Annotated in this window: 21 protein-coding genes; 8 read left to right on the forward strand and 13 right to left on the reverse strand. The window is 67.5% G+C overall.

The window, feature by feature from the left end; translation table 11 throughout:
* Positions 1–24: 24 nt before the first annotated feature.
* The 4 genes from CWC60_RS21155 to CWC60_RS21170 form a co-directional block, all read right to left on the reverse strand.
* Positions 25–267 carry a DUF1272 domain-containing protein gene (locus CWC60_RS21155; protein ID WP_109795915.1) on the reverse strand — a complete coding sequence of 81 codons (243 nt, stop codon included), beginning with the start codon at positions 265–267 and terminating at the stop codon, positions 25–27.
* 16 nt (positions 268–283) lie between these two features.
* On the reverse strand, positions 284–1,468 hold the full coding sequence (locus tag CWC60_RS21160) for an aromatic ring-hydroxylating oxygenase subunit alpha (protein ID WP_206420083.1): 1,185 nt from the start codon (positions 1,466–1,468) through the stop codon (positions 284–286).
* A 117-nt stretch (positions 1,469–1,585) separates the two neighbouring features.
* Positions 1,586–2,014, reverse strand: a complete 429-nt coding sequence (locus CWC60_RS21165; protein ID WP_109795916.1) for an HIT family protein — start codon at positions 2,012–2,014, stop codon at positions 1,586–1,588.
* Positions 2,015–2,090: 76 nt separating this feature from the next.
* Complete coding sequence (locus tag CWC60_RS21170; protein WP_164516673.1) at positions 2,091–3,596, reverse strand: ABC transporter substrate-binding protein; 1,506 nt, start codon at positions 3,594–3,596, stop codon at positions 2,091–2,093.
* A gap of 144 nt (positions 3,597–3,740) precedes the next feature.
* Here CWC60_RS21170 and CWC60_RS21175 point away from each other — a divergent pair, with 144 nt between their 5' ends.
* Positions 3,741–4,115 carry a DOPA 4,5-dioxygenase family protein gene (locus CWC60_RS21175; protein ID WP_109795949.1) on the forward strand — a complete coding sequence of 125 codons (375 nt, stop codon included), beginning with the start codon at positions 3,741–3,743 and terminating at the stop codon, positions 4,113–4,115.
* Positions 4,116–4,121: 6 nt separating this feature from the next.
* Here the strand turns inward: CWC60_RS21175 and CWC60_RS21180 are convergent, their stop codons facing one another.
* Entirely contained in the window at positions 4,122–4,550 is a 429-nt protein-coding gene (locus CWC60_RS21180) for a GcrA family cell cycle regulator (RefSeq protein WP_109795918.1), read from the reverse strand.
* Positions 4,551–4,761: 211 nt separating this feature from the next.
* Between CWC60_RS21180 and CWC60_RS21185 the strand changes: the two genes are divergently transcribed.
* The gene (locus CWC60_RS21185; RefSeq protein WP_109795919.1) at positions 4,762–5,421 is read left to right on the forward strand and encodes a glutathione S-transferase family protein; all 660 of its coding nucleotides are present in this window, start codon (positions 4,762–4,764) and stop codon (positions 5,419–5,421) included.
* 7 nt (positions 5,422–5,428) lie between these two features.
* Here the strand turns inward: CWC60_RS21185 and CWC60_RS21190 are convergent, their stop codons facing one another.
* The 6 genes from CWC60_RS21190 to CWC60_RS21215 form a co-directional block, all read right to left on the reverse strand.
* Positions 5,429–6,154, reverse strand: coding sequence for a class I SAM-dependent methyltransferase (locus CWC60_RS21190; RefSeq protein ID WP_109795950.1), 726 nt, complete (start codon positions 6,152–6,154; stop codon positions 5,429–5,431).
* Between the two features lie 132 nt (positions 6,155–6,286).
* A complete protein-coding gene (locus CWC60_RS21195) occupies positions 6,287–7,507 on the reverse strand; it encodes an ABC transporter substrate-binding protein (protein ID WP_109795920.1) in 1,221 nt (406 codons plus the stop codon).
* A gap of 94 nt (positions 7,508–7,601) precedes the next feature.
* On the reverse strand, positions 7,602–8,699 hold the full coding sequence (locus CWC60_RS21200) for a branched-chain amino acid ABC transporter permease (protein WP_206420084.1): 1,098 nt from the start codon (positions 8,697–8,699) through the stop codon (positions 7,602–7,604).
* Between the two features lie 4 nt (positions 8,700–8,703).
* Positions 8,704–9,579 carry a branched-chain amino acid ABC transporter permease gene (locus CWC60_RS21205; protein ID WP_109795921.1) on the reverse strand — a complete coding sequence of 292 codons (876 nt, stop codon included), beginning with the start codon at positions 9,577–9,579 and terminating at the stop codon, positions 8,704–8,706.
* 13 nt (positions 9,580–9,592) lie between these two features.
* Complete coding sequence (locus CWC60_RS21210) at positions 9,593–10,306, reverse strand: ABC transporter ATP-binding protein (protein WP_109795922.1); 714 nt, start codon at positions 10,304–10,306, stop codon at positions 9,593–9,595.
* The gene (locus tag CWC60_RS21215) at positions 10,303–11,073 is read right to left on the reverse strand and encodes an ABC transporter ATP-binding protein (protein ID WP_109795923.1); all 771 of its coding nucleotides are present in this window, start codon (positions 11,071–11,073) and stop codon (positions 10,303–10,305) included. Before CWC60_RS21215 ends, CWC60_RS21210 begins: the two co-directional genes overlap by 4 nt.
* A gap of 264 nt (positions 11,074–11,337) precedes the next feature.
* Between CWC60_RS21215 and CWC60_RS21220 the strand changes: the two genes are divergently transcribed.
* The 6 genes from CWC60_RS21220 to CWC60_RS21245 all read left to right on the forward strand — a co-directional run bounded on the left by CWC60_RS21220 (position 11,338) and on the right by CWC60_RS21245 (position 18,096).
* On the forward strand, positions 11,338–12,390 hold the full coding sequence (locus CWC60_RS21220) for an alcohol dehydrogenase (RefSeq protein ID WP_164516674.1): 1,053 nt from the start codon (positions 11,338–11,340) through the stop codon (positions 12,388–12,390).
* A 67-nt stretch (positions 12,391–12,457) separates the two neighbouring features.
* On the forward strand, positions 12,458–13,363 hold the full coding sequence (locus CWC60_RS21225) for an SDR family NAD(P)-dependent oxidoreductase (protein WP_164516679.1): 906 nt from the start codon (positions 12,458–12,460) through the stop codon (positions 13,361–13,363).
* 325 nt (positions 13,364–13,688) lie between these two features.
* On the forward strand, positions 13,689–14,039 hold the full coding sequence (locus tag CWC60_RS21230; protein ID WP_164516675.1) for a PilZ domain-containing protein: 351 nt from the start codon (positions 13,689–13,691) through the stop codon (positions 14,037–14,039).
* 76 nt (positions 14,040–14,115) lie between these two features.
* Positions 14,116–16,401, forward strand: coding sequence for an ATP-binding protein (locus tag CWC60_RS21235; RefSeq protein WP_164516676.1), 2,286 nt, complete (start codon positions 14,116–14,118; stop codon positions 16,399–16,401).
* The gene (locus tag CWC60_RS21240; RefSeq protein ID WP_109795928.1) at positions 16,394–16,774 is read left to right on the forward strand and encodes a response regulator; all 381 of its coding nucleotides are present in this window, start codon (positions 16,394–16,396) and stop codon (positions 16,772–16,774) included. The genes CWC60_RS21235 and CWC60_RS21240 overlap by 8 nt, the downstream gene beginning before the upstream one ends.
* Positions 16,775–16,836: 62 nt before the next feature.
* Positions 16,837–18,096, forward strand: coding sequence for a M24 family metallopeptidase (locus CWC60_RS21245; RefSeq protein ID WP_109795929.1), 1,260 nt, complete (start codon positions 16,837–16,839; stop codon positions 18,094–18,096).
* A 144-nt stretch (positions 18,097–18,240) separates the two neighbouring features.
* Here CWC60_RS21245 and CWC60_RS21250 read toward each other — a convergent pair whose 3' ends face one another.
* The gene (locus CWC60_RS21250; protein WP_109795930.1) at positions 18,241–19,782 is read right to left on the reverse strand and encodes an acyl-CoA synthetase; all 1,542 of its coding nucleotides are present in this window, start codon (positions 19,780–19,782) and stop codon (positions 18,241–18,243) included.
* 171 nt (positions 19,783–19,953) lie between these two features.
* Positions 19,954–21,492, reverse strand: coding sequence for an acyl-CoA synthetase (locus CWC60_RS21255; protein ID WP_109795931.1), 1,539 nt, complete (start codon positions 21,490–21,492; stop codon positions 19,954–19,956).
* Positions 21,493–21,590 lie beyond the last annotated feature (98 nt).

Consider the following 21,590-nt stretch of genomic DNA (forward strand, 5'->3'; position numbering starts at 1 on the left):
CGCAAGCCCGGGGCCTTTCACGTTTCAGGCCGCGCAGCCTTCGGGCTTGAGGATGCGTTTCGTGGAAGCCGGGTGTTTCGCCAGCATGTGCGGCGGACGGATCGGCCGGGCGACGAGATTGCCGCCGCAATTGGGGCAGACGCCGCCCAGCTTCGCTTCGGCGCAGCCGCGGCAGAAGGTGCACTCATAGGTGCATATCACCGCGTCCGCCGCTTCGGGCGGCAGGTCGCGGTCGCAGCATTCGCAGTTGGGGCGCAGTTCCAGCATCGTCGGACCCTCCCGTTCAGGCGCTCAGCATGCGCTCTGCGGTCCAGCGGTGGAAGTCCCGCGTCGTCGTCTCCAGCACCGGGGTGAGCACGCCGCCGTCGAAGGCCGGCGAGCGGCGGCCGGCCTGCATGCGCTCCACCGGTTCGACGTCCTCGGCGAAGACCTCGCGCCACAGCCGGGTGTTGGCCTGCCGCAGGGGCGCGCGGCGGGCGCCGGTGGCGGTTTCGGCGTCGAAATAGCCGATGCGGACGCGCTCCACCGTGGTTCCGCCGTCCTGCGGCGCCAGCACGATGCCGTACCAGTGGTCGGCGTGCAGGCCGTAGAGCAGGTTGGGATAGACCGCGACGTATTCGGCGCGCGTGTCCCACCACGGGCCCAGCCCTTCGAGCCGCGGCAGGCCGCCGCCGGCGAGATCGAGCGCCGGGGCATAGACCAGGCTCACCTGTCCGGCGTGGCCGGGTTCGCCGACGATCGGTTCATGGTCCTCGATGCGGGAATAGCTGTTCAGTCCGGGATGGACCGAGGGGAGGTGGTAGCTCTCGAGATAGTTCTCCACCGCCAGCTTCCAGTTGCAGGCCACCTCGATCTCGAAGGCGGAGTCGCCGCCGCCGGCATGGAACGGCCGCCCGCCGAACACGGTCCAGCGCGCCGCCAGCGGGGCCAGCACGTCGTCGATCTCCGGGGCCGCGCCCGAGAGGTCGGCGAAGACGACGCCGAACCGGCTCGCCGAGCGGATCTCGACCAGGCCGAGATCGCCGGGCCGAACCGCCTCGTGGCTGTCGACGCCCACGCCGCCGACATGGGGCGTGCGGTCCAGCCTGCCATCCAGGCGGTAGCACCAGGCGTGGTAGGGGCAGCGGATGACCGAGCCCGTGCGCGTCGGCCGGTCCACCAGTTTCAGGCCGCGATGACGGCAGATGTTGTGGAAGACCCTGAGCGCGCCGTCGCGGCCACGCGCCAGCAGCAGGGGCAGGCCGGCGATGTCGGCCGGGTACAGCGCGCCGGGCCGGGGCGCGTCGCCCTCGAAGCCGACGGCGATCCAGCCGCCCTGCCAGACGGCGCGCCGCTCCGCGGCTTCGTAGAGCGGGTCGAGATAGGCGGCGTTGGGCAGCGCCGCTGTGATGTTGCGCGGGTCGGCGACCCGACGGAGATCGCCGGCGAGCGGTTCCGGCAGGGCCGGATGAGCGGAGGCCATGTCCATCGGGCGCACCTCGCTGTTGCCATGTCGGGATACAGCTTGCGCCCGCCCCGCCCTGACGCAGCGTCGGATTCCGGCAGCCGCTATTTCATGCGCGACCGACACCGGCGGGCGGGGCGGTCAATCCCGGCGGACCGCGGCGGCGATCTTCTCCGCCAGGGCGCCGATCCGCTCCATGTCGCCGGGCCGGTATTCCCAGTTGAAGTGCGCGTTGTCGCCCTCGACGCGGGGGAAGATGTGGATGTGGAAGTGGAACACGCTCTGGCCGGCGGCCGGCCCGTTGGCCTGCAGCAGGTTCATGCCGTCGGGGCGGATCACCTCGCCGACCGCGCGGCCGATGCGCACCGCCGCCGCCGCGACCTTTCCCGCCAGCTCCGGCGGGATGGCGCCGAGATCGGGGTGGTGGTCCTTCGGGATGGCGAGCGCATGGCCTTCGTTGAAGGGATTGATGTCCATGAAGCCCAGCACGTCGTCATCCTCGTAGACGCGGAAGCAGGGGATCTCGCCCTTGACGATCCTGCAGAAGATGCAATCGGGGTCGGCGGTCATTCGGAACTCCTTCTCGGCAACGGAAAGGGGCGCGGACCGCAGCCCGCGCCCCTCCGGGTCCGGTCCTGCAGCCGGTTCAGTTCTTCGTGATGTAGCGCACGTCGGGCACGCCCTGATAGAGGGGACGCAGGCCGTCGATGTCGGCGCCCACGATGGTGTAGTGCTTGCGCCCGCCGCGGTACTGTATCGGCACCTCGTCGTTCATCAGGCGGACCACGTTGCACATGGCCTCCGCGCGGGCTTCCCCGGTGGCGGCCGTGCGCATCTTCACCAGCAGGTCGTCCATCGCCGGGTTGTTGTACTTCGTCAGGTTGTAGGGGCTCTTGGAGTGCAGCAGCGCGAACAGCTGCGGCCCCACGTCCTGCGCGTCGGCGATGCGCCAGCCGGACATGTCGTAGTTGTTGGTGAAGACCTTCTGGCGCAGCTGGAGCTGGTCCACCGGCTGCAGGTTCACGGTGATGCCGGCGCGCTTGTTGAGCTGCTGCATGATCTCGCCCGACTCGCGGCCGCGCTGGGTCGAGGTGTGGATCATCTCGAACGCGATCGGCTTGCCGGCCGCCGCTTCGTACTTCGCGGCGAATGCCTTCGCCTTGTCGCGGTCCGGGCCGCGATAGCCGGCGTCACAGGTCGACGACGCGCCCAGCGGATGCTCGACCGCCGGCACGGTGTCCTTGAACGAGACCTTGAGATAGACGCCCTGGTCCCAGGCATGCTGCACCGCGCGGCGGGCGTCGACATTGTCGAAGGGCGGCCGGGCGGTGTTCATGAAGTTGATGATGGCGCCCTGGCCGACCCTCTCGTGGACGATTGTCTCGCCCTCTTCCTTCGCCTTCAGGATGGTGTCGCCGCGGTCGGTCCAGATCATGTCGACCTCGCCGGCCTGCAGGGCGGCGTAGCGGGTGGCCTGGTCGGGAATGATGCGGAAGACGACGCGGTCCAGGCTGATCTTGTCCTTGTCCCAGTAGTTCGGGTTCCGGTCGACGATCAGCCGGTCGCCGGAACGCCATTCGCTCAGCATGAAGGCGCCGGTACCCACCGGCTCCCGCATCATGGTCTCCTCGGCAACCGCGCGGCTGGAGGGGACGTAGGTGCCGAAGTTGACGCCTGCGTGCAGGCGCTCCATCGGGATCCAGGGATGCGCCAGCTGGAAGGTCACGGTGTGGTCGCCGTCGGCCACGACCTTCTGGATCGGGCTGAAGAACAGGCGGCCGAAATACTTGTTCGCCGGGTCGAGCAGCCGGTTCCAGTGCTCGGCCACGTCGCGGGCGGTGAAGTCGTCGCCATTGTGGAACTTGACACCCTTGCGGAGCGTGTAGGTATAGGTCTTGCCGTCGGCCGAGGCTTCCCAGGCGGTGGCGAGCTGGGGCTCGATATCGCCGTTGGCGTCGCGCTGGATGAGGCGGTCGGCGACCGCGTTCATGACCGTGCTTGCCGCGATGCCCAGGACGCGTCCCTGGATGGCCTCGAAACCGCGGATGTCGGTTTCGATGGCGACGACAAGCTCCTTGGCCTGTGCCGCCGCCCCGGCCGCGATGGACGCGGCCAGCGCCACGGCCGCCAGACCGTGCTTGATGGTACCCATTGTAACCTCCCTGTATCGCAGACTTGACGCTGCTGATCCGGGAAGTGTCACCCCTTGGTTCCGGATGGTCAACAAAGTGATGACCGCCGCGGGGCTTGCCCGGCGGGCGCACGGGCGACAATTTGAGCGTGAAGGAGAAAGCCGATGCAACCGACCGCCGGTCCCCGTCCCGCCAGCGACATATCGGGCTACCATGCCCACATCTACTACCGGAACGACGCCGAGAAGGCCGAGGCCGCCGTGTTGCGCCGGCAGTTGACCGCCGGCTTCGAGGTGGAGCCGGGCCGCTGGCGCGACGAACCCGTCGGGCCGCACCCGCTGCCGATGTACCAGATCGCCTTTGCGGCGGACGTCTTCGCGGCGCTGGTGCCGTGGCTGATGCTGAACCGGCGCGGCCTGACCATCCTGGTCCATCCCCGCACCGGCGAGGACGTGCCCGATCACGAGACCTACCCGCTCTGGCTCGGCGAGAAGCTCCCGCTCGACGTCGGTTTCCTCAGGCGTTTTGCCAGCGCCTGACGGGACTCAGGCGGCGGCGACCCGCTGACGGTACGCCACGCGGCAGTGGTAGTTGCAGTAGGGCTTGCCGGAGACGGTCTCGTGATCGCAGAAGCGGAAGTCGTCGTCGCCCGGATGGCCGATCGGAAACTGGCAGCGGCGATGCTGCGGCAGGGCGCCCGGCGGCGGCGGCGGGGCGAGCGGCGCTTCCGGCGTCTCCTCGGGCTCGGGGCGAAGACCCTGGGCCGGGCGGGGGGCGATGTGGCGGCGCGGCGAAGGCTTCGGCTTGACGCTGCGTGGCCGGCCGGGCTTGGAAAGACCGAGCCGGTTGGCCTTGCCGATGACGGCGTTGCGGGTCACGTCGCCCAGTTCGTCCGCGATCTGCGCCGCCGTCATTCCGGAACCCCAGAGTTCCCTCAACCTGACGACGCGTTCCTCGGTCCAGCCCGCTGACATGGCACCCTCCGTCAATATCTGGTGATAGCCAATTGCTTCCCACACAAAATACGGGAGCAGCGCCGCGACAACAAACCAAATCTGGCTCGGGCCACACAATATCTTGTGGATAAGAATCGGCCATGCAGGGCCGCCACGGCGGTGATTCTTCTTGCCGCCGCGGCGACGGGACGCGAAACAGACGCGTCACCGCAGAGAAGGATTCAGGGGCATGACCGAGCGGCTCGGCCTGATCATCGGCAACAGGATCTATTCGTCATGGTCGCTGCGCGGCTGGCTGCTGGCGCGGCAGAGCGGTCTCGAATTCGACTGCGAGGTCGTGCCGCTGCGGCAACCGGACACGGCGGCGCGTATCCGCGCCCGCGCGCCCGCGGGCAAGGTGCCGGCGCTGATCGACGGTGGCCTGGTGGTCTGGGACAGCCTGGCGATCGCCGAGTACCTGGCCGAGCGCGCGCCGGAGGCCGGCATCTGGCCGGCGGAGACGGCGGCGCGGGCCGTGGCGCGGTCCGCCTGCGCCGAGATGCACAGCGGTTTCGCCGCACTCCGTCAGGCCTGGCCGATGAACCTGAAACGCCGCGGGCCGGCGCTCGCTGCCGACGAGGCGGCGGCCGCCGACGTCGAACGGATCGTGGCCCTCTGGGCGGACTGCCGGGACCGCTTCGGCGACGGCGGCGACTACCTGTTTGGCGCGTGGTCGGCGGCGGATGCCTTCTACGCGCCCGTTGTCAGCCGCTTCCTGTCCTACGAGGCGGATATCGACGCGGCCGCGCGCGCCTATTGCGAGGCCGTCTGGTCGCATCCCTACATGGGGGAATGGCGCGCCGCGGCCGAGAGCGAGATCTGGGCGATCGAGGCGATCGACGTGCTCTGAGCGCTGCTCAGGTGGGCGGGATCTTGCGCGGGCGCTCGGGCAGTTCGCCGGCGAAGACCGCAAACATGCCGCGCTTCCAGACGCAGTCGATATTGACGTAGCCGATCTTCTCCAGCCAGCCGAGCTGGGTCTCGAGCGGTGTCGGGCGGTCCTCCTGCATGCGGGTCAGGGCCTGCTCGATCTCCTCGGGCTGCGCGCCCAACGCCCGGATGTCGGCCATCCAGGCCCAGTGATAGCGCCGGTGCAGGGTCTCGTTGGCGCCGGCGACCTGCTCGGCGTTGACGAAGACGCCCTTCGGCTTCATCGCCATGAAAGCGCGGCGGTAGAGCGCATACTTGTCCGGGTCGGGGAGATGATGGATCGCCAGCGCCGAGATCACCGCATCGGCCGGGCTGGGCACGGGGCAGCGGGCGAGGTCGGCATGGACGTAGCTGAAGCGGTCGCCCGGGCCGAGCCGCTGCCGGGCCCGGTCCAGCATCTCGGCGGATATGTCGATCAGCGTGAAGCGCGCATTGGGAAAGCGCCGCGCGGCCATGTCGGTGAACAGCCCCGTGCCTGCGCCCAGATCGACGATATGAAGCTCTTCGGCGGGGTCGCGGCGGAGCTGCGCCAGCGCTGCGGCGTAGAAATCGTCGAAGGCGGGCACCAGGCGCTTGCGGCCCTGGTCGTAGGCGCCGGCGGTGGCGTCGAAGACGGCGCGGTCGACGGCGATGATATGGCGTTGTTCGGACATGGGCGATCCGTCGGCGGTGAGCAGGGTCGGGCCCGCCAGCCATAGCATTCCCGGGGAGCGGGCCGGGAACGAAAAAAGGGCCGCCGGCGAACCGGCGGCCCCGTTTTCCGGGACGGTGTCCTCAGACTTCGGTCAGGAACCGGAGCCCACGGCGCCCGCGAGGACCTCGCCGAACAGCTTCCATTCCTTGCCCTCGAATTTTGCCAGCTGCCACTGCTCGATCGGATAGAAATCGTTCGGGCCGGTGTTGATGGTGATGCCCGGGAGCAGCATCGGGGCATTGTAGTCCTTCAGGCTCGCGGCCTGGGCCATGATGTTCTCGCGGCTCAGGTCGTCACCGGCCTGCTTCAACACCTGCACCATGGTGTTGCAGACGGACCAGCCGAAGACCGTGAACGCGTCGGTCTTGTCACCGTCCGGATAATACTCATCCATGAACGTCGACCAGGCCTTGTAGTCCTCGTCGTTCTGATAGCTCGGATTGCCCGGATCCTTCAGGTAGTACGCGGTGATCATGCCCTGGCCCTTCTCGAAGCCGGCCTTGGAGACGACCGAGCCGATCGAGTTGGAGACCGAATTGAGCAGTTGCAGCGGATCCCAGTCCAGTTCGTGGACCTTGGTGATCGCCTGGGCGGCGAACTTCGGCGTGGTCACGTTGTAGAACACGTTGGCGCCGGAGTTGGCCAGGTTCACGACCTGGGACTCGATGGTCGGATCGGTCACCTCGTAGGACTCGCGGGCGACAATGATCTCGTCGGCCTTGTCGCCCAGACCGATCTCCATGCCGTGGACGTAGTCCTTACCATAGTCGTCGTTCTGGTAGAGGATCGCGACCTTCGGATTCTCGACATTCTGCAGGATGTAGCGGGCGTAGACCACGCCTTCGGACTGGTAGTTCGGCTGCCAGCCCATGGTCCACGGGAACTCCTTCGGCTGGCCCCACTTGGTGGCGCCGGTGGCGACGAAGAGCTGCGGCACCTTCTTCTTGTTCAGGTAGGCGTGGACCGCCGAGTTGGTCGGCGTGCCGAGGCCCTGGAAAATCAGGGCGACGTTCTCGCGCTCGACCAGCTTGCGGGTCTGCTCCACGGTGCGCGGCGGGCTGTAGCCGTCGTCGACCGAGATGAAGTTGATCTTGCGGCCGTTGATGCCGCCCTCGGCGTTCACCTTGTCGAAGCAGGCGCCGATGGTCTTGCCGATGGCGCCGTAGGCGGCAGCGGGGCCCGAATAGGGATTGGTGTTGCCGATCTTGATCTCGTCGTCGGTCACGCCCGGGGCGTTGCGCGCCTCGGCTGCGCCGACCGCCACGACGGCGAGCGCCGCCGCGGCAATCAGGCTCTGGGTAGAAAGTTTCATGAGCTTCTCCTCTGCAATACTCGGGCGTTGACCTTGCGGCCCCGGCTCGGCGCGCCCGCCGCCGGCCGGGTTGTGTGGCTCGAACGCAGGAAGTCTAACGCCGGACGCCGATCTTGCGCACCAGAATCTGAATGAGACCTGTCGCGCCCATGGGCATGACGTAGACCGCGAAGATCAGGAACAGGCCGTAGACCGTCCATGAAAGGCCCTGCGGGTTGGCGATCCAGTTCTCCAGCAGCCGCGCGATGGTGTCGGAGAAGTTCGGCACGTAGAGCACGAATGCCCCGCCGAACACGGCCCCGAACAGGCTGGCGATGCCGCCGACCACGCCGCCGACCAGGAACTTGATGGCCTCCGCGAAGGTGAAGCTCTCCGGCGCGAGGTATTCGTCCATGATCGCGAACAGCGAGCCGGCGACGCCGGTGTACATGGCGCTGACGCCGAAACAGGCCGATTTGAAAATGGCGTTGTTGATGCCCATGGTCTTCGCCGACAGCGGGTTGTCGCGGATGGCGATGAACGCGCGGCCGGTGCGGGAGCGGATCAGGTTCTGCGCCAGCACGAACATGATCACCACCACGATGGCCGTGAAGATGTACTTCCATCTGTCGACCGATAACGCCTCGCCGCTGACCGCGACGGCGATGGAATCCACCCAGGCGGGCGGGTAGGGCGTCGCGAGGACGATGCCCTGCACGCCGCCGGTCAGGTGGCTGATGCCGTCGTACTTCAGGATCTGCGGCGTCGCGATGGCCAGCGCGAAGGTCGCCAGGGCCAGGAACAGCCCCTCCAGACGCAGCGCCGGCAGGCCGAAGAGGAACCCGGCGGTGAAGCTGACGGCGGCGGCCAGCGGAATCGTCGCCCAGTAGGGCACGCCGAGCTGTTCCATCAGGATCGCCGTGGTGTAGGCGCCGACGGCGAAGAAGGCGCTGTGGCCCAGTGAGAACTGCCCGTTGAAACCGGTCAGGATGTTCAGGCCCAGCACCGCGAGCGCGTACATCAGGATCTTGCCGAACTCGTAGATCGTGTAGCCGTCGTAGAAGATCGGCAGCACGACCACCACGGCCAGGCCGAACCAGAGCAGCGACCGCTCGACCAGGGGCAGGCGCATGCCGAAGACGGTGATCCGGTCCTTCGGGTTCTCGCGCAGGAAGGCCGGCTGGGTTCCGGCGTATTCGGTTGTGCTCGTCATGGCCTCAGACCCTCTTCACGACGACGCGGCCGAACAGGCCGGCAGGCTTGAACAGAAGCACCACGATGATCAGTACCAGCGCCACGGTCAGCTTGAGCTGGCTGCCCACCACGAAGGTGCCCATCCAGTTCTCCAGCACCCCGACCAGGAAGCCGCCGACGACCGCGCCGAAGGGGCTGGTCAGGCCGCCGACCACCGCGCCGGCGAAACCGTAGAGCAGCGTGCCCAGCATCATGTCGGGCGTCAGGAAGGTGATGGGCGCGATCAGCATGCCCGCCACGGCGCCGATCGCCGCCGCCAGGCCCCAGCCCAGCGAGAGCATGAAGCGCACGTTGATGCCCACCAGCCGGGCCGAGTCCGGCGCCGCCGCCGCCGCCCGCATGGCCAGGCCGACGGGGGTGTAGCGGAAGAAGGCGTAGATCACGCCGAGCATGATCAGCGTCACCCCCACCATGCCGGCGCGGTGTGCGCTGAGCGGCACGCCCTCGATCAGTTGCTCGTGGCCGAACGGCGTCGGGAACTTCTTCGGCGTGAAGTCGAACAGGAAGCCCGCCATCGAGTTGAAGATGGAGAACAGGGCGATGAACACGATGATGTGGCTGAGCACTGGCGCATCCGCGATGGGCGCGAAGACGATGCGCTCCACCATGAAGCCGCCGACCAGCGATATGACGATACAGGCGAAGAAGGCCGCCACGAAGGGCAGGCCGGCGACGGCGATCAGCCACCACGCGATGTAGGTGGAGAACATCGCCATTTCGCCCTGAGCGAAGTTGAAGTGGTCGATGGCCTGGTAGATCATGACCACGGCCAGCGCCAGGCAGGCGTAGATCGCGCCGCTCGCCAGGCCGCTCAGCGTCTGCTCGATGAAGAGGTCCATCTGCCGCCTTCCCTCAGTAACCCAGGTACGACTTGCGTACCTGCTCGTCGTTCATGATCTCGTCCGCCGGGCCCGTCATCGCGATGTTGCCCGTCTCGAGCAGGTAGGCGCGCCGGGAGATGGCGAGCGCCAGGTTGGCGTTCTGCTCGACCACCAGCATGCTGACATTCTCTTCCTTGTTGATCTTCTCGAGGATGCCGAACAACTCCTCGGTGATGATCGGCGCCAGGCCGAAGGAAGGCTCGTCGAGCAGCATGATCTTCGGCCGCAGCATCAGCGCGCGGCCGATGGCGAGCATCTGCTGCTCGCCGCCCGAGAGCGTGCCCGCCTGCTGGTTGCGGCGCTCCTTGAGGCGCGGGAAATAGTGGTAGACGCGCTCGTAGTCCTGCTCGATCTCCCTGTCGCGCCGGGTGAAGGCGCCGAGCCGGAGGTTCTCCTCGGTCGACACGCGCACGAAGGTGCCGCGTCCTTCCGGGACATGGGCGATCTTGTGTCTCGAGACGATGGATTCGGTGCTCTTGCCGACCACCGACTCGCCTTCGACGACGATCTTGCCCTGGGTCCGCACCATGCCGCAGATCGCGCGCAGACTGGTGGTCTTGCCGGCGCCGTTGGCGCCCAGCATCGCCGTGATCTCGCCTTCTTCCAGATGGAAGTCGAGACCATGCAGCGCCTCGATCTGTCCGTAATAGGCCTTCAGGCCCTGTACCTCGAGTATCGCCATCACTCGCCCGTCCCAAGATAGGCGCGGATGACTTCCGGGTCGTTCTGCACCTCTTCAGGCGTGCCCTCGGAAATCTTCCGGCCGAAATCGATCGCCACCACCTTGTCGGAGATGCTCATGACCAGGCCCATGTGATGCTCCACCAGCAGAACGGTGATGCCGCGGTCGTCGCGGATCTGCTGGATGAGGGAGCCGAGCTCGTCGAGCTCGACATGGTTGAGGCCGCCCGCCGGCTCGTCCATCAGCAGCAGCTCGGGACTGGAAGCCAGCGCGCGCGCCAGCTCGACCCGCTTCTGGGTGCCGAAGGGCAGGCCGGCCACGATGCTGTGGGCGACGTCGCCAAGGCCGAGATACTCGATCAGTTCGCCGGAGCGGTTGCGCAGCTCCTTCTCCTCGCGGCCGCGCCCCGGCAGGCGCAGCGCGTTCGAGAAGAAGTCGCTCTTCGTGGTGGAGTGACCGCCGACCATGACGTTCTCCAGCACCGTCATGGAGGAGAACAGCGCCAGGTTCTGGAAGGTGCGCCCGATCCCGATATCGGCGATGTGGTGCGGCGGGCTGTCGAGGATGGTCTTGCCCTTGAACCGGATGTCGCCCTCGGTGGGGATGTAGAGCCGGCTGAGACAGTTGAACAGCGTCGTCTTGCCGGCCCCGTTCGGGCCGATCAGGCCGACGATCTTGCCTTTCGGCATGGTGAACGATACGCCGTCGAGCGCGACGATGCCGCCGAACCGGACGTGGACGTCGTCAACTTCGAGAATGTCCGCGGTCATCGCACCCCTTCGGATGCGCCAACGCGTCGCGGCATGATCTGGCGCACGCGCAGCCCTCCCCCTGATGTCGTCTCCCGGTATCTTTTGATACTTGCGGGAGGAAGCCTTCCTGAACGGCCTTTATTAGCAGGGTGCTTGGCGCGGTCAAGCGTTCATGACGCTTCCACGACAATGCATGACGCTGGCGGTTGTGGCCGCCGGACGGGCGACATAAGCTCCAGCCGAGTCCGCCGGGAGCCGGTTCAAGCAGGGGAGGAAGACCAAATGCGCAGCATGCAGTTCGACGAATACGGCGCGCCGCTGAAGGCGTTCAGCTACGAGGACCCGACGCCGCAGGGCAAGGAGGTCGTCGTCAGGATCGAGGCGTGCGGCGTCTGCCACTCCGATATCCATCTGCACGAGGGCTATTTCGACATGGGCGGCGGCAACAAGGCCGATGTCACCCGCGCCCGGGAACTGCCCTTCACCCTCGGCCACGAGATCGTCGGCGAGGTCGTCGCCACGGGCCCCGGCGTCACCGGCGCGAAGCCCGGCGACAAGCGCATCGTCTATCCCTGGATCGGCTGCGGCGATTGTCCGAAGTGCAATTCGGGCGAGGACCAGAGCTGCGCCCGGCCGCGCAATCTGGGCGTCCACGTGGATGGCGGCTATTCCACCCACGTGAAGATCCCGGACGAGAAGTTCCTGTTCGCCTATGACGGCATTCCGACGGAGCTTGCCGGCACCTACGCCTGCTCCGGCATCACCGCCTACGGCGCGCTGATGAAGGCGAAGGAAGGCGCCGAGCGCGGCGGGTTCATCGGCCTGATCGGCGCCGGCGGCGTCGGCATGGCCGGGCTGATGCTGGCCAAGGCGGCGATCGGCGCGAAGACCGTGGTCTTCGACATCGATGACGCCAAGCTGGAGGCGGCGACCCGGGCGGGCGCGGACTACGTCTTCAATTCCGGCGCAAAGGAAACCCGCAAGGAGGTCATGAAGCTGACCGGCGGCGGGCTGAGCGGCGCGGTGGACTTTGTCGGCTCGGACAAGTCGGCGCTGTTCGGCATCAACGCGCTCGGCCAGAACGGCGTGCTGGTGATCATCGGTCTGTTCGGCGGCGCCATGACCGTGCCGGTGCCGCTGTTCCCGCTGAAGGGCATCACCGTGCGCGGCTCCTATGTCGGCAGCCTGCAGGAGATGAGCGACATGATGGCGCTGGTGCGCGCAGGCAAGGTGCCGCCGATGCCGGTGAAGACCCGACCGCTCGATGCGGCCTGGGAAACGCTGGAGGATCTGCGCCACGGCAAGATCGTCGGCCGCGTGGTGCTGACGCCCTGACGCGCGGCGCGCAAGATTCGAGTTCACGACCAATCCGGGGAGAGAGAAGACAATGAGCGAAGCGAAGATGCTGGACGGCAAGGTCTGCGTCGTCACCGGCGGCGGCGGCGCCATCGGCGGCGAGATCGCCAAACTGATGGCCGCGCACGGCGCCAGGGTGGTGGTCAACGATCTGGGCGGTTCGGTTTCGGGCGACGGCGGCGACGAGAAGCCGGCGCGCGACATCGTGGCCGCGATCGAGGACGCCGGCGGCAAGGCCATCCCGCATTTCGGCTCGGTCGCCGAACGCCGCGACACCGAGGACATGATCAAGACCGCCGTCGACGCCTTTGGCCAGGTGGACTGCATCGTCAACAATGCCGGCATCCTGCGCGACGTCATCTTCCACAAGATGAACGAACCCGACTGGGACATGGTCATCCAGGTCCATCTGAAGGGCTCCTTCAACGTCGCCCGCTCGGTCGCGCCCTATTTCCGCGAGCAGGGCTCCGGGTCGATGATCCACTTTACCTCGACCTCGGGCCTGATCGGCAATTTCGGCCAGGCCAACTACGCTGCGGCCAAGCTGGGCATCGTCGGCCTGTCGAAGTCGATCGCCCTGGACATGCAGCGCTTCGGCGTGCGCTCCAACTGCATCTCGCCCTTCGCCTGGTCGCGGATGATCGGCACCATCCCTTCGGACACGCCCGAGCAGCAGGCGCGGCTGGAGAAGATCAAGCGCATGACCCCGGCGCAGCAGGCGCCGCTGGCGGTCTATCTCGCCTCCGACGCCGCGGCCCATGTCACGGGGCAGATCTTCGGCGTGCGCGCCAACGAGATCTTCCTGTTCAGCCAGCCGCGGCCGATCCGCTCGGCCCACCGCTCCGAAGGCTGGACGCCGGAGACCATCGCCGAGCACGGCATGCCGGCGCTGGAGAAGTCGTTCTTCGAGCTCGAACGCTCCGCCGACGTGTTCTCCTGGGATCCGGTCTGACGACGGACGCCGCGGGCCGGTCCGCCGGTCCGCGGTGAATTTCCTGCCGGGCCGGACATTTTTTCCGGGTCCGGCGGCCCGGCTGCGCCTCGCGGGAGTCGCGTTCTGCGTGACGGTGCGGTTTCCGGGTCACACAATGGATCGCCGCGATCCCTATCCCGTCCCGCCCCGTTGCCCGGAGGGCGCGGCTTCCGGCTGCTTTGACGATGGTGCGTCGCCGCCGCCGCCCCGTCCGATGTCGAATGTGACGACCGTCGCGTTTTCTGGAACGGGGATTGCTAGGACCGCCCCAGAGGTAATCCAGAACCATTGGGGCGTGAAGCAAGTGCAGCGGATCGAAACGAAATACTCCGACCGTCGCCGGCACAGCCGGATCGAACTCGTGCGTTCGATGCTCGCCGCCATCACCGAAGGCGGCGTGTCGGTCACCTGCCGGCTGCGCGACATCAGTCTCTCCGGCGCGCGGGTGACGATCGACCATCCCATGGCGCTTTCCGCGGACGTGATCGAGTTCGTGGTCGACGGCATCCGCATCACCGCGGAGATCGTCTGGCGCTCGGTTCGGGAGATCGGCCTGCGCTTCGTCGATCCGGCGGGCAACCAGTCGGTGCAGCTCTTCGAACGCGTCATCACGGGCGCCTTTCTCGGCGAACCGCACCGCTCCAGCTGCGCCTGAAACCTTCTCCCTGCCCCGAACTTACGCCTCGCGGTTAACCGTAACTTAAGCGGCGGGTATCAGCATGCCGTCGGAGATGAGTGAAACCGCCGAGAGAGCCGACATGCAGGCCGCGCCGAAGAAATCGCCGCTCTACCGCTTCATCGATTCCTTCATTCCGGAATCCGTGCTGGCCAACCGTCCCATCGCGCAGCGCATGCGCATGTTCATGATCAGCCACACCCTGGGGCCGCTGCTGGGCCACACCATCACGGCGGTGCTGCTGCTGCTCGACCCCGCGCCGTCGCCGCATGTCTGGATCCTGGCCGCCTCGATCTCGCTGTTCTGGGCCTTTCCCTGGGCGCTGAAGCTGTGCTTCCGCGTGTTCGATCCGCAGAAGGCCTATACGGTCCTGGCGCTGGTCTCGGTTCTGGATCTCGTGTTCGCGATCCTGTGGGGTTCCTACCATTATGGCGGCGTCAGCTCGCCCTTCCTGGTCTGGCTGCTGATTGTGCCGCTGCTGGCCTTCTTCTATCTCGGCTCCAGCTACACCACGCGCTATTTCGTGTTCGGCATGACGGGCACCGGCCTGGCGGCGTTCTACGCCGTCTACCTGTTCGGCGGCGGCTTTCCCATGCACATGGCGGCGGAGAACTTGGTGCCGGTCGGCATCGTCTCCACCATCTGCGCCATGATCTACGTCTCCATGATGGCGGTCTACTACGCCAATGTGGTCGACTCGCAGTCGGAGCTGCTGGCGGAGATCCACCGCCACCGCGCGACCATGTCCCAGCTGGTCGAGGCCAAGGAGGACGCCGAGCGCGCCAATGGCGCCAAGTCCGAGTTCCTGGCCAAGATGAGCCACGAGCTGCGCACGCCGCTGAACGCCGTCATCGGCTATTCCGAGATGCTGCTGGAAGACGCGGAGATCGATGGCCGCGGCGAGGATTCCGCCGACCTGAAGAAGATCAACGCCGCCGGCAAGCACCTGCTGGCGCTGGTCACCGAGGTGCTCGACCTCTCCAAGATCGAGGCCGGCAAGATGGAACTCTACACCGAGGAGGTCGAACTCGGCGATTTCATCGACGAAGTCGCCGCCACCTGCCGTCAGCTCGTCGCCAAGAACGCCAACGAACTGGTGGTGGAGCGCGAGCGCGAGCTGGGCACCCTGGAGTGCGACGTCACCAAGCTGCGCCAGGCCCTGCTCAACCTGCTTTCGAACGCGGCCAAGTTCACCCAGAACGGACGTGTGACCCTGACCGCCCGGCGGGAGAATGTGGCCGGCCGCGACTGGTTCCGTATCGCCGTCACCGACACCGGCATCGGCATCGCGCAGGAACAGATCGACCACCTGTTCAAGAACTTCAGCCAGGCCGCGCCCTCGATCTCGTCGCGCTTCGGCGGCACCGGCCTCGGACTGTCGCTCAGCCAGAAGCTCTGCCGCCTGATGGGCGGGGACATCACCGTCGAAAGCGTGCTGGGCGAGGGCACGGTGTTCACCATCGTCCTGCCCGCCAACCAGCCCGCCGGGCAGTCGGTCGCCAGCGATGCCGATCGCCGCGACATCGCGCTGGAAACCACCAGCATCCGCGCCGTCTCCGAACACCGGGCCATTGCCGACGAAACCGGCGAGACGGGCGACAGTGTCCTGATCATCGACCACGACCCCCCGGCGCTCGAACTGATGGAACGCATCCTCAAGAAGGAGAACTACAGGGTTCTCATCTGCGGCGATGCCCGCGAGGCGCGCCAGCTGGCGGGCGAGGCCCGGCCCGATGTGATCGTGCTCGATGTCGCCGTGCCCGCGACCGACGGCTGGCGGCTGCTGGAACAGCTCAGCACCGACGCCGCCACGCGTGACATCCCGGTCATCGTGCAGACCATCGTCGACGACCGGCGGCAGGGCTTCGAACTGGGGGCCGCCGACTATCTTGTGAAACCGGTCGACCGCGAGGCGCTGCTGGAGGCCGTCGGCCGCGCCAATGACGCGCCGCGCCGCGACTATGTGCTGCTGATCGACGATGACGGCGACGCCGGCCGCGAGGCCGCAGGGCTGCTGCGCAGCCAGGGCTGGAACGTCGTCGCCGTGCCCGATTTCGGCATCGCCCTGACCCGCGCCCAGCAGGCCCGGCCCGCGCTGGTGATCGTCGACAGCGCGGCCCCGAACCCCGCCTTCGATGCCTTTGCGGCCGCGCTGGAGGACTTCGACGGCCTGCCGCTGCTGGCGCTGCTCGGCGCGGCCTACGACGCCGACGACCGGCTCGCCCTGCCCGATTTCGCCCTCGCCGTCGACGCCGACGAGTCCGGCGAGCACATCTCGAACACCGCGCTGTCCATCCTCGAGCCGGACGGCGCGCCGCTCAGGGAGGCCGCGAATGGCTGACATCCTGCTGGTCGAAGACAACGAGATGAACCGCGACATGCTGGGCCGGCGGCTGGAGCGTCGCGGCTATTCGGTGGTGTTCGCCATCGACGGCCCGAGCGGCGTCGCCGCGGCGGAGCAGGAACTGCCCGACCTGATCCTGATGGATATCGCGCTGGGCGAGATGGACGGCTGGGAGGCGACCCGCCGCATCAAGGCCAACCCGAAGACCGCCGGTATTCCGGTGATCGCGCTGACCGCCCATGCGCTGGCCAGCGACCGGGAGCGCAGCGTGCAGGTCGGCTGCAGCGACTTCGACACCAAGCCCGTCGACATGCCGCGCCTGCTGCGCAAGATCGAGGCCTGCCTGGCCGCGAACCCCGCAGCGGCCTGAGCGACGTCCCGGGCTCGCGATCTGACTGGACGCCGCGCGGCCCGCTGGCCCAATCTCCGCCCATGGCTGAACTCGACTGGCACCGCGACCGCGCCGTCCATCCCGACCTGAAGCTGCTCGATCTGGCGCCGGAAAGCGCCGGCATCGACCTCGCCGCCGTGCGCCGCTACAGGCTGGGCCGGGTGCGCGCCGAGATGGCGCGGCGGGACATCCAGGCCCTGATCCTCTCCGATTCCGTCAACATCCGCTACGCCACCGGCACGCGGAACATGCAGGTCTTCACCTCCCGCAACGCACCCTCACGCTATCTGGCGCTCACGGCGGACCGGTCGATCCTGTTCGAATTCACCGGCGCCGCGCACCTCGCGGAAGGCTATGACACCGTCGACGAGGTGCGCCCGGCGATGATGGCCAGCTATGTCGCCGCGGGCGAGGATATCGCCGCGCGGGAGCGGCGCTGGGCGGCGGAGATGGCGGCCCTGCTGCGCGAGCTCTGCGGCCGGGATCCGGTCGTCGGGCTGGAGCGGCTCAACGCCGGCACGGCCCTGGCGCTGGCGGCCGAGGGGCTCCGCCTCGTCGACGCCCAGGCGCCGGTGGAGCGGGCGCGGGCGATCAAGTCGGCCGAAGAGGTCAAATGCGTCGTCGCCTCGCTCCGCGCCACGGAGGCGGCGATGATGGAGATGCGGGAAGCCATCCGCCCCGGCATCACCGAAAACGAACTCTGGTCGGTGCTGCAGCGCGGTGTGATCGCGCGCAACGCCGACTATTGCGAGACGCGGCTGCTGAACTCCGGCGAACGCACCAACCCGTGGTTCCAGGAGGCCGGGACGAAGGTCATCGGCGCGAACGAACTGATTGCGCTGGATGCCGACGTGGTCGGCTGCCACGGCTACTATTCGGACTTCTCGCGCACCTTCCACGCCGGACCGGACCGGCCGAATGGGACCCAGCGGACCCTCTACCGCACGGCGCTGGAGCAGGTGGAGCACAACATGTCGATCATCCGCCCCGGGATGAGCTTCCGCGACTACGCCGAGCGGGCCTGGGACATCCCCGAGCACTACCATGCCCACCGCTATTACCTGTCGGCCCATGGCTGCGGCATGACCGGGGAGTACCCCTATCTCTATCACCGCGCCGATTTCCCCGACGCCGGCTATGACGGCGTGATCGAACCCGGCATGACGCTGTGCGTCGAGAGCTTCATCGGCGAGGCGGCCGGCGGGGAGGGCGTCAAGCTGGAGCAGCAGCTTCTGGTCACCGAAACCGGCACCGAGCTGCTCAGCCGCTTCCCCTTCGAGGAGGCGTTTCTCAGGGAGTGAGGCGTTTGCCGCAACTCCCGGTGTCATGCCCGCCTTGTGCGGGCATCCGGCCAAGATCATCGACTTGCGGCGAAGCCGCTCCGGACCCCCGCACAAGGCGGGGGTGACGGTGGTGGCTGGGCGCCCGAAGGCTGGCCGCCCTCCCTAGATCCGCCGCGGCATGCCTTCCCAGTAGGGCTCGCGGAGCTTGCGCTTGAAGATCTTGCCGGAATCCTCGCGCGGCAGGCTGTCGGCGAAGACGATGGTGCGCGGGATCTTGTAGCGGGCGACGTGCTGGGCCAGGTAGCGTTTCACCGCGTCCTCGCCGACCGACGGATCGGCCCGCTCCACATGCGCCGCCAGCGCCTCGCCGAATTCGGCGTCGGGAATGCCGAAGACGGCGCAGTCCCTGACGCCGGGCATGCCGACCAGCGCCTTCTCGATCTCGGCCGGGTAGATGTTCACGCCGCCGGAAATGACCATGTCGTTCTTGCGGTCGGCCAGGAACAGGCAGCCGTCCTCGTCCAGCCAGCCCATGTCGCCATTGGTCAGGAAGCCCTCGACGTCGATCTCCCGGCGGGCGTCGTCGCGCTTGTTGTAGGTGAAGTCGGTGCGGTTGGGCCGCCAGATGTAGACCTCGCCGATCTCGCCGGGCGGCAGATCGTTCTTGTCGTCGTCCAGGATGCGGATGTGGTTGCCGGAGATCGGTTTGCCGACGGTGCCCGGCTTTTCCACCGCCATCTTCGAGGTCACGACGGTGACGAGGCCGTTCTCGGTCGAGCCGTAATATTCGTGGATCACCGGCCCCCACCACTCGATCATGCGCCGCTTGGCGTCCGGCGGGCAGGGCGCGGCGCCGTGGATGACGTGAACCAGGCTGGAGACGTCGTACTTCGCCCGTACTTCCTCGGGCAGCCTCAGCAACCGCACGAACATGGTCGGCACCACGTGCATGTGGGTGATGCGGTAGTCCTGGACGATCCGCAGCAGGTCCTCGGCGTCGAAGCGCGCCTGCAGGTAGATGAAGGCGCCATTGCGCGCGGCGGCGAGACCGTAGGCGTTGGGCGCGGAATGGTACATCGGCCCCGTCATCACCGTGCGGACGGCCGAACAGTCGGCGGGGATGCCGAAGCCCTCGAAGATCTGCTCCGCCTGACGGGCCTGGGCGTCCTCGTCCAGCGGGTCGCGGCGGACGCCCTTCGGGTGGCCCGTGGTGCCGGAGGTGTAGATCATCGTGCCCCGGCTGGCCGGCGGCGGATCGGTCCAGGGCTCCAGGCCGGCGATGAAGTCGTCATAGGCGACGACGCCTTCGGGCAGGCTGGCCGGCGGGGTCGCGCCATAGGCGGCGGCGATCTCCGGCGGCGTCGGCACGGCGACGACGGTCACGCCATCGGGGATGGCGGCCCGGATGTTCGCCAGCAGGTCGGAATGGATCACCACTACCTTCGCGTCGCAGTCGCGCAGGATGTAGCCGGCTTCTTCGGCGGTGTAGTGCCAGTTGATCGGCGTGGCGTAGGCCCCGATCAGGGTGCAGGCGGCAGAGGTCTCGAAGAAGGGCAAGTCGTTGCGCAGGTAGATCGCCACGCAGTCGTCGGCGCGGACGCCGCTGTCGTGGAGCGCCCTGGCCATGCGGGCCGCGTTGGCCGCACGGGCCTCCTGCGCCCGGCGCCTGTCGCCGCTGATGATCACGCCAGGTTCTGGGTTCATGCCTTGCTTTCCTCCCTGCGGCCCGGCCATCGGCAAGTGGGCCTGGCTGTTTTCTCCGGGTCATGCCCGCCTCCGTGCGGGCATCCGGTCGAAACCATCGACTTGCGGCGAAGCCGCTCCGGACCCCCGCACAAGGCGGGGGTGACGAAGGTGATGTCGGGACCAACCGTCTCAGATCTGGCGGCCCGCGTCCTCCCAATAGGGTTCGCGGAGCTTGCGCTTGAAGATCTTGCCCGAGTCCTGCCGCGGCAGCTCGGCCTCGAAGACGATCCGCTTCGGCACCTTGAACTTCGCCAGCCGCGCCGAGAGCCAGCGGCGGATGTCGGCCTCGCTCACCGGGCCGCCGGGTTCGAGCTGGACATGGGCGGCCAGGCTCTCGCCATACTCGTCGTCGGGGATGCCGAAGACGGCGCAGTCCTTGACGCCGGGCATGCCGATCAGGGTGTTCTCGATCTCGGCGGGGTAGATGTTGACGCCGCCGGAGATGACCATGTCGCGCTTGCGGTCGCAGAGGAACAGATAGCCGTCCTCGTCCAGATAGCCGACATCGCCGCAGCTCACCAGATGCTCCAGGCCGACCTCGGCGCGCTTGGCGTCGTTCTTGTTGTAGGTGAAGTCGGGCCAGCCCATCAGCCGCATGTAGACTTCGCCGATCTCGCCCTGGGGCAGTTCCCGCTTCTCGTCGTCGACGATGCGGACATCCGCCCAGGGCAGGGCGCGGCCCACGGTGCCGGGCTTCTTCAGCGCCTCCTCGGCGGTATGGAAGAACACCGCGCCCGTCTCCGTGCCACCGTAGTATTCGTTGATCACCGGCCCCCACCACTCGATCATCCGGCGCTTCACGTCCGGCGGGCAGGGGGCGGCGGCGTGAACCACGAACTGCAGCGAGGACAGGTCGTATCTCGAGCGGACCGCTTCGGGCAGTTTCAGCAGCCGCACGAACATGGTCGGCACCATGTGGACGTGGGTGATCCGGTGTTCCTCGATCAGTGCCAGCAGTTCCTCGGCGTCGAAACGGGGCTGCAGGACCACCAGTCCCGCCAGCTTCGCCGACCAGAGGCCATAGGCGTTGGGCGCCGAATGATACATCGGCCCGGTGATCACGGTGCGGATCGACGGATCGTTCCTGAGACCGAAGACGATCTCGAACAGCTGGTTCATCCGCGCCTGGGCTTCCAGATCGGCCGGATCGCGGCGGACGCCCTTCGGGTTTCCGGTGGTGCCGGAGGTGTAGATCATGTTGGTGCGCTGGGTCGCCGGCTCCCGGGTGAAGGGCGGCTGTTCGGCCAGCCAGGCGGCCCAGTCGGTGCGGTCCGCCGGCACGGCGAGGCTGTCGGGCGCGAGGCCGTAGGCCGCGGCGATCTCCGGCGGCGTCGCCACGACGAAGACGCGGCAGGTTTCCGGCACGGCGTGCGCAACCCGGGGCAGGAGGTCGGCGTGGATCACCAGGGCGCGGGCGTCGCAGTCCTCGAGAATATAGCGTGTCTCGTCCGCGGTGTTGTGCCAGTTGATGGGCACGGCATAGGCCCCGGCCAGGGTCGCGCCCATGGACGCCTCGAAGAAGGGAAAGTCGTTGCGCAGCATAAGACAGACGGAATCGTCCTCGCCGACCCCCAGGCTCTCGAAACCGCCGGCCGCGCGCGCCACATTGGCGTTGAGTTCCTCGCGCGTCATGCGCCGTTCGCCCGACAGTATGAGAGCTTCTTCCATGCCGCCCCTCCCCGGAAACCGCTTCCTGCCGCTCATCTTTACTGGCCGGCCCCGATGCTGTGAAGTGGGCGCGGACGAATCGCCGGCGGGGCATGCGC

The organism is Minwuia thermotolerans, from assembly GCF_002924445.1.
Taxonomy (GTDB): domain Bacteria; phylum Pseudomonadota; class Alphaproteobacteria; order Minwuiales; family Minwuiaceae; genus Minwuia; species Minwuia thermotolerans.